Genomic DNA, 15,171 nt, shown 5'->3' with positions numbered 1-15,171 from the left:
GAGTAACAATTAATTAGTTTCAAAATCCATACCTTTTACTTACATTATAATAACAATGATGTAAGCTGATATTACGATAGTCATTTGCTACGTAGCAGTAAAGAGGTTTAATGGTGAACAAGAAATGGATAGCACAATGTTGTATTAGCTTAACGGTTTTAAGCTTTTATGTGCCTAATGCATTCGCACAACAATCTTCAACGAAAACTGATAACTGCCTTGTAGAACAGGCAGATTTAAGCACAAATAAAAACTTACGCCGAGAAGTTCAAGACAAAACAACCCTCACGCACAGTAATAGTAACGCTAAAATAGCCTCAATAAAGCTCAAGCAACTTAATGTATTTAATACTGAGCTTGAAGAGGAAAATAATGCCCTATTCCGATTTGCTAACCGCGCTCATATTCAAACAGAGCCCGATGTGATTAATAACCTTTTATTATTCTCCCCTGGTGACAAGTACGATGCTAAAAAGCTTGCAGAGTCTGAGCGCTTACTTCGTAAAGAAAGCTACTTATATGATGCACAAATTAGTGCAATCGAAAACTGCGACGGTGACGTTAATGTAGAAGTGGTTACCCGTGATTTATGGACACTTTTACCTGAAGTAAACTTTAGCCGTAGCGGCGGAGAAAATAAATCGAGTATAGGTTTTAGAGAATCAAACCTGCTTGGTTGGGGGAAGCGCCTTTCTTTGTCACGCACGACCGACAGCGATCGTAGCGGTTATTTATTTGTTTACGACGATCCTAATATTTTATCTACTCGCTACCGCGGCCGTTTAGAGTACGCTGATAACAGCGATGGCAAGCGCCATTTACTTGAGCTAACCTATCCATTTTACGCGATAGACACCCCTTTTAGTTACGGTATTTTAAGCTATTCTGAGCAGCGCGAAGAGTCACTATATAAACGCGGCGAAGAGTTTAGCGAATTTGATCAAACTACTGATTTAAACCGTGCATTTATAGGACACTCTAAAGCGCTTAATAATAATTGGACCCAACGCTTAACCTTAGGTTATACCGACGAGCAGCATACCTTTGAAGCTATAGACACTACATTTGCACCACTTGCCGATGACAGAAGTTTAAGTTATCCCTTTATAAGCGGCCATTGGTTTGAAGATAACTACATAAAAGTACGCAATTTTGACAGTATATCTCGCACTGAGGATTTAAACTTAGGTTGGAATATTAAAAGCTTAATTGGCTATTCAGACGAATCATTAAGTAATGACGACAGCCGCGCGGTGTATTCTGTTAACTTTAAAAAAGCCCACTTTACTAACGATAATACCTTATGGCGTTTTAGTGCTGATATTGATGGCTATTGGAATAAAGAACAGAAAAAACTCGAAAACTTTATGGCCACCAGCCAAGTACAATATTATTTAAATACCAGTGAAGATCAATCTTGGTATGTTAAAGCCCGCGTGCAATACGCAAAAAACCTTACTGCTGATCAACAGCTTACTTTAGGCGGCGAAACAGGCCTGCGTGGTTACCCTATGGATTATCAACATGGCGACCGCAGCTTTTTAGTTAATCTAGAAAAGCGCTATTACTGGGAGTACGATTTACTACAACTATTTAAAGTGGGTGGCGCAGCTTTTGTGGATGTGGGCAGAGCATGGTTTAACGATAAAGATAATGGTGAAAACGCACATGTATTAAAAAATATAGGCGTGGGTCTTCGTTTAGCACCGAGTCGTGCAAATTCAGGAACCATGATTCACATTGATATTGCAGCCCCAGTTGATAGCTACGATGACGTAGACTCAGTACAGTGGTTAGTGAGCGTTAAAAATACTTTTTAAATAATACAAACGCGTTAAACTAATACCAATTGCATTAAATTAAATTGGTATAAAAGTTCAGGGTCTAATGTGGAAATAATAGAAGTTTTAGAATTGTTTGCATCACAATATAAGTTGATTGTAACTATAATCGCTATTTTGGTTTTCCCTCTGCTATTAAAAATAACCAAAAAATTACTCGAAAAAGCAATTAAGGGGAAAGTTGATTTACACCGAAAATATCGTGCAGAGCTCTTACTAAAAATTATACTCGCCTTTGTCGTGCTGTGTTTAGTTTTAGTATTTTGGGGTATAGAGCTGCGTGGCTTATTGGTTTTAGGCTCTTCTTTATTTGCTATGTTGGGCGTAGCACTTTTTGCGGCTTGGTCGTTACTTAGCAATCTTACCGCATTTTTACTGATGTTTATTCAAAACGATTGCCGTGTAGGTAATTGGGTACGAATTATTGATGGTGCAAATCATGTAGAAGGCCGAATAGTCGAAATGGGCTTAATGAATGTAGTGCTTGAGCATATTGATGGACACCGCGTAATTTACCCTAACAATTTATTTGTGACCCGTCCTGTCATGGTCTTAAATAAAGAACCAAAGCCAACAAAAGTCCCCGTTATAAAGCGTATTATTGGACCTAAAAAATCCTAAATTAAAATAAACACACAAAAAAGCCGCAGTAGGTAATTACCTACTGCGGCTTTTTAATGCTTAACTAAACTGAGTTCAGGTTGGCTATTAATTATTTAGCTCAGCTGTTTTAAGCTCGTCATCTAAATCATTTATCTCATCAATAAAGTTCTCTAGTTGCTGCTCTACTAGGCTATTATCATTTGCAAAGTAAGCAAGGTGGAATACCGCATCACCTTCATTTACTAATGGCATAGTTTGCTGACCAATAACAATACCGCCTTTAGGCGCTAAAAGCTCAAGCTCAGAGTCACCTAGTGGGCTACTAATATAAGCAAGTACTTGCCCTTTAGTTACATGCTCCCCTAGTGATACTTGTGCACGCACAATGCCATCAACTTCGGCACGTATCCAACTAGTTGAACCTGCAATAATAGGATCTGGTAACTTTTTAGGACGCTTGCCACGGATCATTTTTAAATGACGCATAACATAATCAACACCCTGTACACCGGCCGCAATTGCGATTGGATCAAAACGCAGTGCTTCACCAGCTTCATAGGTTATAACCGGTATACCTAGGTTTGCAGCTTCACTTCGTAATGAGCCATTACGCAATGATGCATCTATAACTGCTGGCGTGCCGAATGCTTTAGCCATTTCAGCGGTTGCTTCATCAGCTAAGTTAGCGCGAATTTGCGGTAAGTTAGTTCGATGAATAGCGCCAGTATGTAAATCAATAATGTGGGTACAATGTATTGCCACTTGATTAAAAAACATATAAGCCATACGCCCAGCAAGTGAGCCACGCTCAGAACCTGGAAAGCTACGGTTCATATCACGTCTGTCTGGTAAGTAACGCGATTTATGAATAAAGCCAAACACATTCACAATAGGCACAGCGATTATTGTGCCGCGCAGTTGGCTTGGGTCTATTTTAGCAATTAACTGACGCACAACTTCTACGCCATTTAGCTCATCACCATGAATAGCCGCACACACCATAAGCACAGGACCTTCCATTACACCGTTAACCACTTCAATAGGAATATTAAGTGGTGAATGGGTATAAAGTTTAGCTGCCTCTAAGGCAAGTGTTTTACGCTCGCCTACGCCTACACTCTCTCCTAACAAGGAAAAAGGACGGTTAATTTTAACCTTTGCCACGTGTTGCTGTTCCTTTACTTGAAGCATTTTTTTCGATGAAATCAATCACCATGCCTGCAATGTCTTTACCTGTTGCTATTTCAATGCCCTCTAAACCTGGTGATGAGTTTACTTCCATCACAAGTGGTCCACGAGATGAGCGAAGTAAATCAACTCCCGCTACGTTCAAGCCCATTGATTTAGCCGCGGCTACTGCTGTTTTACGCTCCTCTGGAGTAATACGAACTAATGTAGCACTACCACCACGGTGAAGGTTAGAGCGGAACTCACCTTCTTGTGCTTGGCGCTTCATTGCTGCTATTACTTTATCGCCTAATACGAAACAACGTATATCGGCACCACCCGCTTCTTTAATGTATTCCTGAACCATAATATTAGCTTTCAAGCCCATAAATGCTTCAATAACGCTTTCTGCCGCTTTGCGTGTTTCAGCAAGTACAACACCAATGCCTTGTGTGCCTTCAAGTAATTTAATTACAACAGGTGCACCGCCTACCATTTCTAGTAAGTCTTTTACATCATCTGGTTTGCTAGCAAAACCTGTTACTGGCATACCAACGCCTTTGCGCGAAAGTAACTGAAGTGAGCGTAATTTATCGCGCGAACGAGAAATAGCGACTGATTCGTTTACAGGGTAAACACCCATCATTTCAAACTGACGAAGTACCGAACAGCCATAAAATGTAACCGATGCACCAATACGCGGGACGATTGCGTCAAATTCTTTTAAGTTTTCACCGCGATAGTGAATTTCTGGTTGCTCAGAGTTGATATTCATATAACAGCGCAATGCATCAATCACTTTAACTTCGTGACCGCGTGCCTCTGCCGCCTCAATTAAGCGACGTGTTGAATATAATTTTCTGTTGCGAGATAAAATACCGATTTTCATAGTTAAACCTTACGACCTAATAGTTGAGATAAAGCCGGGTCAACGACTATACGATTTTCCATGGCTGTACGCCCTAATAACATTCTAAACTTCATTGTTGCACGGCTTGTTAAAGTAAGCTCGATAGGCCAGCTGTGCTCGCCTGCATGCAATGTAGTTTCTATAAAGTAACGTAACTCTTTTTGTCCACTTGAGCTGGTTACGTACTTCATTTTTTTAACTTTTGCATTGCAAGTGACTTGTGTCTGCTCATCATCTTGCAGTGGCTGGGCCGTAAATTTAACCCATTTTTCTGAGTCAACTTCGTATTCTTCAATGTTAATTGCATGAATACATGAAGTGCGAGCGCCAGTATCAATTTTTGCTTTTATCTCGTTAATACCAAGCCCAGGTAAACTTAACCACTCACGCCAACCAACTGTGATCTTTGCTGTCATAAATGTGCCCTTAATAAAAAAGTGACTTATACGCTACAGGTAAAAAAAAACCAACGAAATAAATTTATCTAGTCGATTAGTAAATTAAATTGATCTTTTTAAATAACTGGTCACACAATGCACGCCTTGCTGAATAGTACTTTATGCCACTTTACTCAGCCCAAAGGCTCTGCATATATTTTGCTATTTAAGCTTAACTTATTAAAAATAAAGGTAAGTTTAAAATACTTAAGTAGATACACTATAGTTAACGGTATTAAAAATACACTATTATGAGAAATAATTATGATTAATGGTTTACTACATGCACTTGTACTTGATGGACAAGGCGGCGCTCGCCCTATTGAAAGCACTAATGAGCTAAATAGCTGGCAACCAAGCCACGGAAAACTTTGGGTGCACATGGACTATAGCCAAAGCGAGGCTGTTGAATGGCTCAAGGCACAACCTCATTTAAACGACTACGAATTAGAGTCCTTAATTGCTGATGAAACACGCCCGCGTATTACATCAACGACTAACGGACATATGTTATTTTTACGTGGTGTAAATTTAAATCCAGCACAAAGCCCTGAAGACATGGTTTCAATTCGTTTATTTATTAGCGAAGACATTCTTATTACTACCCGCAAGCGTCGTTTATTATCGGTGCAGGATACGCTCACCTGTTTAAATGAAAATAAAGGCCCATGCAATATTTCTGAATTAGTGTGCTCTATTACACAAAAATTAACCTCACGTATGCAAAGCGTTATTGACTCACTAGATGAAACACTCGACGAGTTTGAAGAAGAAATAGATGAACCAAGTAAAAAGTTTGATAACCAAGGTTTATCACAGTTGCGCCGTCAAACAATTGCCTTAAAGCGTTATTTAAAACCGCAAAAAGAAGCCCTTAGCTCAATGGTAAATAATCACTACCCGTGGCTGTTAGATGACGATAAAGCAAAATTAAACGAAACAACAAACTTACTTATTCGTTATTTAGAGGAGCTTGATAGCTCTATTGAACGTGCGCAAATCATTCAGCAAACAATCACTAACCAAGTGTCTGAGCAATTAAATCAGCGTATGTATGTAATGTCGGTTGTGGCTGCATTGTTTTTACCTTTAGGCTTTTTAACCGGCCTGTTAGGCGTAAACGTAGGAGGTATTCCGGGTACCGAGAGCCCCTATGCATTTAGTGCGTTTGTTATATTTTTGATTGTACTTACTGGCGGTATTGGTGTGTATTTTAAAAATAAAAAATGGTTATAAATTAAGTTTATACATTTAAAAAGCATTAAAAAAGCCACTCAGTTTTAAACTGAGTGGCTTTCTAAACTACTAAATAATTAGTTAGTTTTACGCGTATAACTAACGTCAGTCATTGTTACTTTAGCTTTTGTAATTCCTAAATCTTTAAAGCACTCTTTAAATGAATCTGAGTTTCCTGACTCGCCACACTCATCTAGTGTATATGGGTCTTGTGATTGTAAATAATTACCAAACTTAAAGTAAGATTCTGAATCATCTTCTACCGGAATACCAAAGGTAGTACCTAATGCAGTCACATCTACATCACCGTAATTATTAACTACTTTTAGATTGAATGAACCACCACTTCTGATAGTACCTAGTGCATGCTTTTCTTCTTTACCACTGGTGTTACGCAGGCGAACATAAACGTCAAAAATCCCGTTATCTGCTACGCTATCATCAAAACCGGATTCATCAGTATCTGAAACATATACTTTTGAAATCGTACCCGTATCGCTAGCGTGGTGCTGAGAAATAATCGTTTTACCACCATCTGACATTTCAACTTTTACAGTTGCCTCAAAAACCTCATAGGTTTCGGTCATTGCAACACGTGCACTTTCTTTTACTTTATATTCATGACGCCAGCCATTCCCGTTTGGAGTGATATGACGCGCTTCTAGAGGAACAAACTCTAAAGTGTCGCTATTTACTAATGGATGAGGATCGTTACCTTCAAGGTCAAAAATACTACCGTTGGTGATGTTGCTTGCTATACCTGAGCCACTACCAGTGTCGCCACCGCCAGTATCACCACCACCTGTGTCTCCGCCGCCAGAAGAACTCCCCTTAGTTAACGAAAAGTCATCAAAACGAACATCGCTTGAGCTCTTATCATGCTTAGCAAATACTTGTAGCGTACCTGTATTAGCTGTAGTGAAAGTTTTAGATACTTTTGTCCACGAAGAAACGTTAAATTTCTCACTTTTAAACAAACCATTAAGATCGTTAATGCCGATTTGTCCCTTGCCAAGTACGTACGCACTTAACGTGTACTGAGTATTTCGATCTACATCTACATTTTGGTAAACACGCCCTGGGCTACCTTGAATTTTTAATGATTTAGAGCCCTTGTAAGCACTACCTGAAATAGCCGCTGGTTCTGTTTCATTCCAGTTATTCCAACCATCTTCAAATCCAGCATTATTAACAGTTGCCGCTTGTACAAAACTTGAGCTAGCAGTCATTGCTGCAAGCATAAATAGGGATTTTTGGTTAATCATTATCTTTATTTCTCCAAACCTGTACATGAAAAAATCTTACTACATGGCTATAAATGAGTATTTCACTTGAGCCTAGATCACCGCCTGTAAACAGGTTTTAACTTGTGTTTTTATGTGTAATTGGTAATAACTTAAATGTAAAAAAAACCACTCCTGGTTTACAAGTAAATATTACCAATGATTATTGCCAGCTGGGCTGAGACACAAGTTATATTGCTTGTAATAAATTTGCAACAATTTATTTAATAGGTAATAAGTATTGATTTCATTTAGATTCATTAAATCAAAAATAAATAAAAGTACATAAAAACAAATACTTAAAACCAATCACTATCAAAAAAATATCAAACCCAAATAAGGAACAAAATATAAAATAATGAAAAATCATTAAATAAAACTTTAATTGGTAATTTATTAAAAATTCAAAAATCGCATTTCCTGTAATAACAAAATTGGTTTTCATTTTATTTTATGCAGTAAAGCTTACGTTCAGTTTAATTAGCTAGAATACCACTGGTTAACCAATTAATTTAGACTGTTTATACAAAATAAAACAAAATAATGGCAGAACGAAATGCATTTGAAATAAGAATTTAAAGATGAAAGTATTATTATATTAGTGAAGGGTAGCTTAAAAAACTTAAGAGGTGTTTGAGTTCAGTGAAGGTGGATATTTTATTTTTTATAGATAATTTATTAATAATATTTATACAAAACATACCAATAAGTTTTAAATAAATTATTGAAAACACCTAGAAGGTTGATTCAATTTAGTTCTAATTAAAAGCTTTAGCAGAACTCGGCATGTTGTCCTTTGCGGATTGAAATTAGTTTAATCTAGGGGCGGTTAAATCGCGGCGCGGGGTTTGTAACCAAGCGGGCTCGGTAACTACTCCTGCGTTACGCTACTGGCTTACTTCTATGTGAAAATAAGTAAAAACCGAACAAAGCTTCCGCGTCCTGTTCACGCCCCTTACCACATCCATTTAGGCAACAAAGAGTAATCGTCCCTAGAAAAAACCTGAGGGGAAGCGCATGTTTGGTAGCACGCTTTTACAGGCATTAAAAAAGACGAACACTTTGCAATGATCGCCTTTTTTATAACAGTCAGCTAATTACTCTTGAAAGTAAGTACCCCAACCATCGTACTCAACTTCGCACTCAACGGCTAGTTGCGCTAGCTTATCAACGTCTTCCATAATAACGTCTACGTCTAGCTCAGCTTCAACTACAATGTCAAAGCTCCAAATTTTGTTACCGTCTTCAAGCTCAAGCTCTGCTGGTTCTTCAACATCGTAACCCAATTTAAAAGCAGCAAGTGCAGCTTGCTCTAACTTAGGAAAGTCTTCACACACAAAGTGGTGCTCTACTTCATAAAGTATTTCAGGGTCTGACCCATCTTCAAGTAGTGAACTTACGATGTCTTCACTTATTTCACGCCAGTTTTCCATTATTTTTCTCTCACTTGAGCATCTAATTCAGTTATTTTAGCAGCCATAATGCTATGCACGCTTTTAGCATGCTCACGCGCGCTAATTTCTTTATCAAGCGGTATAGGCGCTAACATTTCGATGTGAATTGTACCATTATCCCAACGATTTAGCTTAATGGTTTTATGTGTTGTATTCATACATACCGGAATTATGGGTACATCTGCGCTCATTGCGGTGTGAAATGCACCCGTTTTGAATGGTAGTAACCCTCTTCCATAGCTTCGTGTGCCTTCTGGAAACATCCATACAGATAAGCCATTATTTTTAATTTTTTCGGCTGCTTTTGAGATAGTTCCTGCCGCTTTAGAGCGATTCGATCTGTCTATTAATATATTACCCGACAACCAATAAAGCTGACCAAAAAATGGGATCCACTTTAAGCTCTTTTTACCCAAACTTACGCAGTTTTTTGGCACCATTGCTGGCACTGTAAATAAGTCGTAGCTATTTTGATGATTAGCAACATAAACTGCAGGACCTGGATCAACGGCATCTTTATGACGTGTTAGAACTAGCTTAACGCCAACCATTTTAGCCATTGAGCCAAACCAACCCGCTATAATATGTACATTATTAGGGTGAAATGGTCTTACAATCGAAAGTAATAAACCAAAAATACAACTGAATAATATAAACAGCAGCATAATAAAAACGCGTATAACAGCTAGCAAATGGGCTTCTCCAAAAATGAATTATAATTATTATAGCGTTATTTTGTGACACAAACGAGTCAATAGCGCACAAGTGTACGCTGAAATATTTAAGCTCTTTATTTTAAAACAAAAACGGCCTGCAAATGCAGACCGTTTTTATTTATACAAAAAAGTAATTGGCTACTCTTCGCTAATAACGTCTATTGGTTCATCATCTTGAGGTGTTAGCTCAACAACGGCTTCGTCAACACGCTGTAAGCCACGCGGTAGTTTATTACCCCTACGTCCTCGCTCACCATGATAATGCTCTAAATCACTTGGTTTAAGTGTTAGTTTACGCTTACCAGCATGAAGCGTAACACTGCTTCCTAGTGGTACAACAGCAAGCACTTTTACAAACTCTTCACGGGCTTGTACTTTAGCACCTGGTATAGAGATGATTTTATTACCTTTACCTTTGCCTAACTTTGGTAAGTCTCGCAGCGGGAATAAAAGCATTCGACCTTCGTTAGAAATAGCCATACAGTAATCGCTAGCAACATCGTTCACTCTAATAGGAGAAAGTAATATTCCACCTTTAGGGACACTTACCAGCGCTTTACCGTTTTTATTTTTACTAACTAAGTCTTTAAAGTCGGTAATAAAGCCGTAACCTGCATCTGACGCCATAAGCAATACTTGCTCGTCTTCACTCATTACCACGTGCTCAAAATTAGCGCCTGGTGTTAAGTTAAAACGACCTGTCATTGGCTCCCCTTGGCTACGCGCCGAAGGTAGACTGTGCGCATCGGTTGCAAACGCCCGCCCCGCTGAATCTAAAAATACCGCAGGTTGATTACTCTTACCACGAGCAGAGGCTCTAAAGCCGTCACCTGAGCGATAATTTAAGCCTTGTACATCTAAGTCATGACCTTTACCAACACGTGCCCAACCTTTATCTGATAGCACAACAGTAACTGACTCTGATGGAATTAAATCTTTTTCGTTAAGCGCTTTTGCTTCTGAGCGCTCAATCACTGGTGAGCGACGATCGTCACCATACATTTCAGCGGCTTCTTGAATTTCTTTTTTAAGCAGTGTCGACATACGACGTTCTGAGCCCAAAATTTGCGCTAATTTATCACGCTCTTTGGCCAGTTCGTCTTGCTCACCACGAATTTTAAACTCTTCAAGCTTGGCTAAATGACGAAGTTTTAATTCTAGAATTGCTTCTGCTTGCGTATCCGTTAAATCAAAGCGCTCCATTAATACAGGCTTTGGTTTATCTTCGCTGCGAATGATTTCAATTACTTCATCAATATTTAAAAAGGCGGCTAGCAAACCCTCTAAAATATGTAGACGTGCTAATACTTTATCTAAACGATACTGCAAACGACGACGCACTGTTTCGCGTCTAAATATTAGCCACTCACTTAAAATACAGCGTAAGTCTTTAACTTGCGGGCGGCCATCGAGGCCTAGCATGTTTAAGTTTACTCGGTAATTTTTTTCAAGATCGGTGGTTGCAAATAAGTGCGCCATTAATGGCTCAGCTTTAATGCGGTTTGAGCGCGGAATAATTACAATGCGTGTTGGATTTTCGTGATCTGACTCGTCACGTAAATCGGCAATCATGGGTAATTTTTTAGCGTTCATTTGCGCTGCAATTTGCTCAAGTACTTTACCACCAGAACATTGATGCGGCAGCGCTGTAATAACAATATCACCATGCTCTTCGGTGTAAACCGCACGCATTTTGATAGACCCGCGACCGGTTTTATATATTTTGTGAATATCGGCTTTTGGGGTGATTATTTCAGCATCTGTTGGGTAATCTGGTGCATGTACAAGCTCAAGTAATTCTTCAAGCTCTGTTTTTGGTTTATCAAGTAATAAACAACATGCACTAGCCACTTCACGTACGTTATGTGGCGGAATATCGGTTGCCATACCTACGGCAATACCCGTTATACCGTTTAGTAAAATATGCGGTAAACGAGAAGGCAGCACAACAGGTTCATCCATTGTGCCATCAAAGTTTGGTGTCCAATCGACGGTGCCTTGGCCAAGCTCTTTAAGCAGTACTTCTGAAAACTTAGATAAACGCGCTTCGGTATAACGCATTGCTGCAAACGATTTAGGGTCATCTGCCGCCCCCCAGTTTCCTTGTCCATCTACCAAAGGGTAGCGGTAAGAAAAAGGCTGCGCCATTAATACCATCGCTTCGTAACATGCACTGTCGCCGTGTGGATGGTACTTACCAAGCACGTCACCCACTGTACGGGCTGATTTTTTGTACTTGGCGTTAGCCGACAAACCTAGTTCGCTCATCGCATAAATAATACGACGCTGTACTGGTTTTAAACCATCACCTACATGCGGTAAGGCGCGGTCCATGATCACGTACATGGAATAATTTAAATAGGCGTCTTCGGTAAAACGCCCCATTGTTTGTTGCTCAATTCCTTGCATTAGCAAGGTATCTGTATCACTCATTAAAGCTTACCTAGTTTTTCTTATAGCTTACACGGTAGATTACATTGGCGTAATCATCGCTTACTAACAGACTGCCGTCACCTAATTCTGCAAATGCAACAGGGCGTCCAAATGTTGTTTCGTCTTTCATAAAGCCAGTAATAAATGGCGTATATTTAGTTACGCGACCTACTTCAATTGTTGCTAGCCCTACTTTATAACCTGACTTTTTAGAACGGTTCCATGAGCCATGTTCAGCAACAAATAATTGTTGCTTATAGCTTGCTGGAAATTGCTTACCGTTATAAAAATGAATGCCCAGTGGCGCTACATGCGCAGCAAGTGCAAGAGCTGGCGACGTGTAATCGGCAATATTTTTACCTTCCCCAAACTCAGGGTCAATAATTGCGCCGGCATGAACATACGGAAAACCAAAATGCTCTCCTTCTTGCGTTGCACGGTTTAACTCATCAGGCGGAATATCATCGCCCATCATGTCGCGACCGTTATCACTAAACCATAAAGCTTGAGTAGCTGGATGAAAATCAAAACCGACGGTGTTTCTAACGCCCTTGGCTATTGTTTTTATTTGTTTTGTTTCTACATTAAGCGCAAAAATACGGCCAAAACGTTCATCCTCAGCACAAATATTACACGGTACACCCACCGGAATGATTAGCTCGCCCGTTGGTGCAAAACGTAAAAATTTCCAACCATGATGACGCTCGCTCGGTAATGCGTTATAAACCACATCAAATTTTGGATCTTTCAATTGGGTATCAATATTTTTAAAGCGAATAATACGATGTACTTCGCCTACGTATAAATCGCCATCTTTAATTGCTATGCCAGAGGGCATGTTTAGGCCTTTAGCCACAACAATTTTTTTATCTGCTACGCCATCGCTATTATGATCAATAAGCGCATATACGTTGCCCGCTTTACGGGAGCCAACATACACAATACCTTTTTTTGAAACGGCTATTTGACGTGCATTTTCTACATCATTTGCAAATAAGCTTATTTCAAATCCCGGTGCGACTGTGAGCTTATCGAGTATATTTTTCGCCATTACAGGAGCGGTAGTCAGCCCAAGTAACAGCAAACTTCCTAGTAGTTTTTTCATTCGCCTCTCCTAGTGTTAAGCACAGGTAATTAAACGAGTGCCTTGTTACCATGATCTTCTAACCATTGACGACGATCAGGCGATCGTTTCTTAGCAAGCAGCATATCCATCATCTCCATGGTTTCTACTTCTTCATCAAGCGTAAGCTGCACTAAACGTCGTGTATTTGGATCCATCGTGGTTTCACGCAGTTGTAACGGGTTCATTTCACCCAGACCTTTGAATCGTTGTACGTTTACTTTTCCGCGTTTTTTCTCGGCTTCTATGCGCGCCAAAATAGCGGTTTTTTCTTGCTCATCAAGTGCGTAATAAACTTCTTTACCAATATCGATTCTAAATAATGGCGGCATTGCTACATACACATGCCCCGTTTTTACTAACTCTGGGAAATGGCGGACAAACAGTGCACATAATAGTGTTGCGATGTGTAGTCCATCCGAGTCAGCATCGGCCAATATACAAATTTTATTGTAGCGTAATGCCGACATATCGGTTGATTCTGGATCAATACCCAGCGCCACTGAAATATCGTGTACTTCTTGTGATGCTAGTATTTGGCCTGACTCAACTTCCCAGGTATTCAAAATTTTACCACGTAGCGGCATGATAGCCTGAAATTCACGGTCTCTTGCTTGTTTAGCAGAGCCACCAGCAGAATCACCTTCCACTAAAAACAATTCGGTACGGTCGTTATCGGCCGCGCTACAATCGGTAAGTTTACCCGGTAAAGCAGGACCTGCAGTAACACGTTTACGCACTACTTTTTTAGCTGCACGCAAGCGAGTTTGTGCATTTGAAATACATAACTCAGCTAATAACTCTGCGGTATCTGTATGTTCATTTAACCATAAACTAAACGAGTCTTTTACAACCCCCGATACAAACGCAGAACACGAGCGTGATGATAGTTTTTCTTTTGTTTGACCGGCAAATTGAGGGTCCTGCATTTTAACCGACAACACGTAACTACAACGATCCCAAATGTCATCAGGAGTTAATTTCACACCACGAGGGAGTAAGTTTCTAAACTCACAAAATTCACGCATTGCTTCAAGTAAGCCTTGGCGTAAACCATTTACATGCGTACCACCTTGCGCGGTAGGAATAAGGTTTACGTAGCTTTCAGCTATTGATTCACCACCTTCTGGTAGCCATACAACAGCCCAGTCAGCGCCTTCAATTGAACTTTTAAATTCACCTACAAATGGGTCTTGCGGTAATGTTTCAAACCCTTTAACGGCTTCAATTAGGTAATCTTTTAAGCCTGTTTCGTAAAACCATTCTTTGGTTTCTTTTGTTTGCTTATTAACAAACTTAATACGCAGTCCTGGGCATAACACCGCTTTGGCTTTTAATAAATGATTAAGCTTGGTAATTGAATAGTTTGGAGAATCAAAATAGCTAACATCAGCCCAAAAACGAACCGTAGTGCCGGTGTTACGTTTACCGACTGTACCAATTACGTTTAAGTCTTCTACTTTATCGCCGCTTTCAAATGCCATTCTAAATTGCTGAGCGTCGCGCCTTACTGTTACTTCTACACGCGTAGATAACGCATTTACTACCGAAATACCTACACCGTGTAAACCACCCGAAAATTGGTAGTTTTTATTAGAAAACTTACCACCGGCGTGTAATTTAGTGAAGATCAATTCAACCCCAGGGATACCTTCTTCTGGGTGAATATCAATAGGCATACCACGCCCGTCATCACTTACTTCAAGCGAATTGTCTTCGTGGAGTATTACGTCGATACGAGTAGCATGACCCGCCATAGCTTCATCGACACTGTTATCGATAACCTCTTGGCCTAAATGATTGGGACGTGTTGTATCTGTGTACATCCCTGGGCGTCGTTTTACCGGATCTAATCCATTAAGTACTTCAATGGCTTCGGCGTTATAATTTTGATCACTCATAGTTTTTGTCTTTATATCCGCTAAGGCTCTAATACGTTTTACTAGTTTTATTGTTATATGCGCTAAA

General features: G+C 39.7%; 12 protein-coding genes. 3 read left to right on the top strand and 9 right to left on the bottom strand.

Annotation, left to right across the window (positions count from 1 at the left end):
• The first annotated feature begins 110 nt into the window (after window positions 1-110).
• Together I6F42_RS07715 and I6F42_RS07710 are read left to right on the top strand one after the other, a co-directional pair.
• Complete coding sequence (locus I6F42_RS07715; protein WP_197151672.1) at window positions 111-1,820, top strand: BamA/TamA family outer membrane protein; 1,710 nt, start codon at window positions 111-113, stop codon at window positions 1,818-1,820.
• 69 nt (window positions 1,821-1,889) lie between these two features.
• Window positions 1,890-2,462, top strand: a complete 573-nt coding sequence (locus I6F42_RS07710; RefSeq protein WP_197151671.1) for a mechanosensitive ion channel domain-containing protein — start codon at window positions 1,890-1,892, stop codon at window positions 2,460-2,462.
• A gap of 87 nt (window positions 2,463-2,549) precedes the next feature.
• On the opposite strand, the gene I6F42_RS07705 is transcribed toward I6F42_RS07710, so the two are convergent.
• Genes I6F42_RS07705 through I6F42_RS07695 form a run of 3 tightly spaced genes read right to left on the bottom strand, consistent with a single transcriptional unit; the run spans window position 2,550 to window position 4,937 of the window.
• Complete coding sequence (locus I6F42_RS07705; protein ID WP_007585786.1) at window positions 2,550-3,608, bottom strand: succinylglutamate desuccinylase/aspartoacylase family protein; 1,059 nt, start codon at window positions 3,606-3,608, stop codon at window positions 2,550-2,552.
• Window positions 3,595-4,500: a 30S ribosomal protein S6--L-glutamate ligase gene (gene rimK, locus I6F42_RS07700; protein ID WP_002961977.1), complete on the bottom strand. Its 906-nt coding sequence runs from the start codon at window positions 4,498-4,500 to the stop codon at window positions 3,595-3,597. Before rimK ends, I6F42_RS07705 begins: the two co-directional genes overlap by 14 nt.
• A 2-nt stretch (window positions 4,501-4,502) precedes the next feature.
• On the bottom strand, window positions 4,503-4,937 hold the full coding sequence (locus I6F42_RS07695; RefSeq protein ID WP_007585784.1) for an ATP-dependent zinc protease: 435 nt from the start codon (window positions 4,935-4,937) through the stop codon (window positions 4,503-4,505).
• Window positions 4,938-5,222: 285 nt separating this feature from the next.
• Here I6F42_RS07695 and I6F42_RS07690 point away from each other — a divergent pair, with 285 nt between their 5' ends.
• A complete protein-coding gene (locus I6F42_RS07690) occupies window positions 5,223-6,194 on the top strand; it encodes a zinc transporter ZntB (RefSeq protein ID WP_007585782.1) in 972 nt (323 codons plus the stop codon).
• A gap of 77 nt (window positions 6,195-6,271) precedes the next feature.
• Here I6F42_RS07690 and I6F42_RS07685 read toward each other — a convergent pair whose 3' ends face one another.
• The 6 genes from I6F42_RS07685 to parE all read right to left on the bottom strand — a co-directional run bounded on the left by I6F42_RS07685 (window position 6,272) and on the right by parE (window position 15,104).
• Window positions 6,272-7,459, bottom strand: a complete 1,188-nt coding sequence (locus I6F42_RS07685) for a polysaccharide lyase family 7 protein (RefSeq protein WP_101216529.1) — start codon at window positions 7,457-7,459, stop codon at window positions 6,272-6,274.
• A gap of 1,115 nt (window positions 7,460-8,574) precedes the next feature.
• Complete coding sequence (gene rraB, locus I6F42_RS07680) at window positions 8,575-8,910, bottom strand: ribonuclease E inhibitor RraB (RefSeq protein ID WP_007585369.1); 336 nt, start codon at window positions 8,908-8,910, stop codon at window positions 8,575-8,577.
• A complete protein-coding gene (locus I6F42_RS07675; RefSeq protein WP_024590693.1) occupies window positions 8,910-9,623 on the bottom strand; it encodes a 1-acylglycerol-3-phosphate O-acyltransferase in 714 nt (237 codons plus the stop codon). The genes rraB and I6F42_RS07675 overlap by 1 nt, the downstream gene beginning before the upstream one ends.
• A gap of 162 nt (window positions 9,624-9,785) precedes the next feature.
• Window positions 9,786-12,080, bottom strand: a complete 2,295-nt coding sequence (parC, locus tag I6F42_RS07670; protein ID WP_010553285.1) for a DNA topoisomerase IV subunit A — start codon at window positions 12,078-12,080, stop codon at window positions 9,786-9,788.
• Between the two features lie 10 nt (window positions 12,081-12,090).
• Window positions 12,091-13,185, bottom strand: a complete 1,095-nt coding sequence (locus I6F42_RS07665; RefSeq protein WP_007585374.1) for a sorbosone dehydrogenase family protein — start codon at window positions 13,183-13,185, stop codon at window positions 12,091-12,093.
• A gap of 29 nt (window positions 13,186-13,214) precedes the next feature.
• A complete protein-coding gene (parE, locus tag I6F42_RS07660) occupies window positions 13,215-15,104 on the bottom strand; it encodes a DNA topoisomerase IV subunit B (protein WP_197151670.1) in 1,890 nt (629 codons plus the stop codon).
• Between the last annotated feature and the right edge of the window lie 67 nt (window positions 15,105-15,171).

This window comes from Pseudoalteromonas sp. SWYJZ12 (genome assembly GCF_015864395.1).
In the GTDB taxonomy this organism is placed as follows: domain Bacteria; phylum Pseudomonadota; class Gammaproteobacteria; order Enterobacterales; family Alteromonadaceae; genus Pseudoalteromonas; species Pseudoalteromonas arctica.
The sequence above is the reverse complement of the archived record's forward strand: the minus strand, read 5'-3'. Positions and strand labels throughout refer to the sequence as shown.

Excerpts from the sequence above, each read along its gene's own strand:
- I6F42_RS07715 (WP_197151672.1), top strand. The coding sequence starts at position 111 with ATGGTGAACAAGAAATGGATAGCACAATGTTGTATTAGCTTAACGGTT.
- rimK (WP_002961977.1), bottom strand. The coding sequence starts at position 4,500 with ATGAAAATCGGTATTTTATCTCGCAACAGAAAATTATATTCAACACGT.
- I6F42_RS07695 (WP_007585784.1), bottom strand. The coding sequence starts at position 4,937 with ATGACAGCAAAGATCACAGTTGGTTGGCGTGAGTGGTTAAGTTTACCT.
- I6F42_RS07690 (WP_007585782.1), top strand. The coding sequence starts at position 5,223 with ATGATTAATGGTTTACTACATGCACTTGTACTTGATGGACAAGGCGGC.
- I6F42_RS07685 (WP_101216529.1), bottom strand. The coding sequence starts at position 7,459 with ATGATTAACCAAAAATCCCTATTTATGCTTGCAGCAATGACTGCTAGC.
- rraB (WP_007585369.1), bottom strand. The coding sequence starts at position 8,910 with ATGGAAAACTGGCGTGAAATAAGTGAAGACATCGTAAGTTCACTACTT.
- parC (WP_010553285.1), bottom strand. The coding sequence starts at position 12,080 with ATGAGTGATACAGATACCTTGCTAATGCAAGGAATTGAGCAACAAACA.
- I6F42_RS07665 (WP_007585374.1), bottom strand. The coding sequence starts at position 13,185 with ATGAAAAAACTACTAGGAAGTTTGCTGTTACTTGGGCTGACTACCGCT.
- parE (WP_197151670.1), bottom strand. The coding sequence starts at position 15,104 with ATGAGTGATCAAAATTATAACGCCGAAGCCATTGAAGTACTTAATGGA.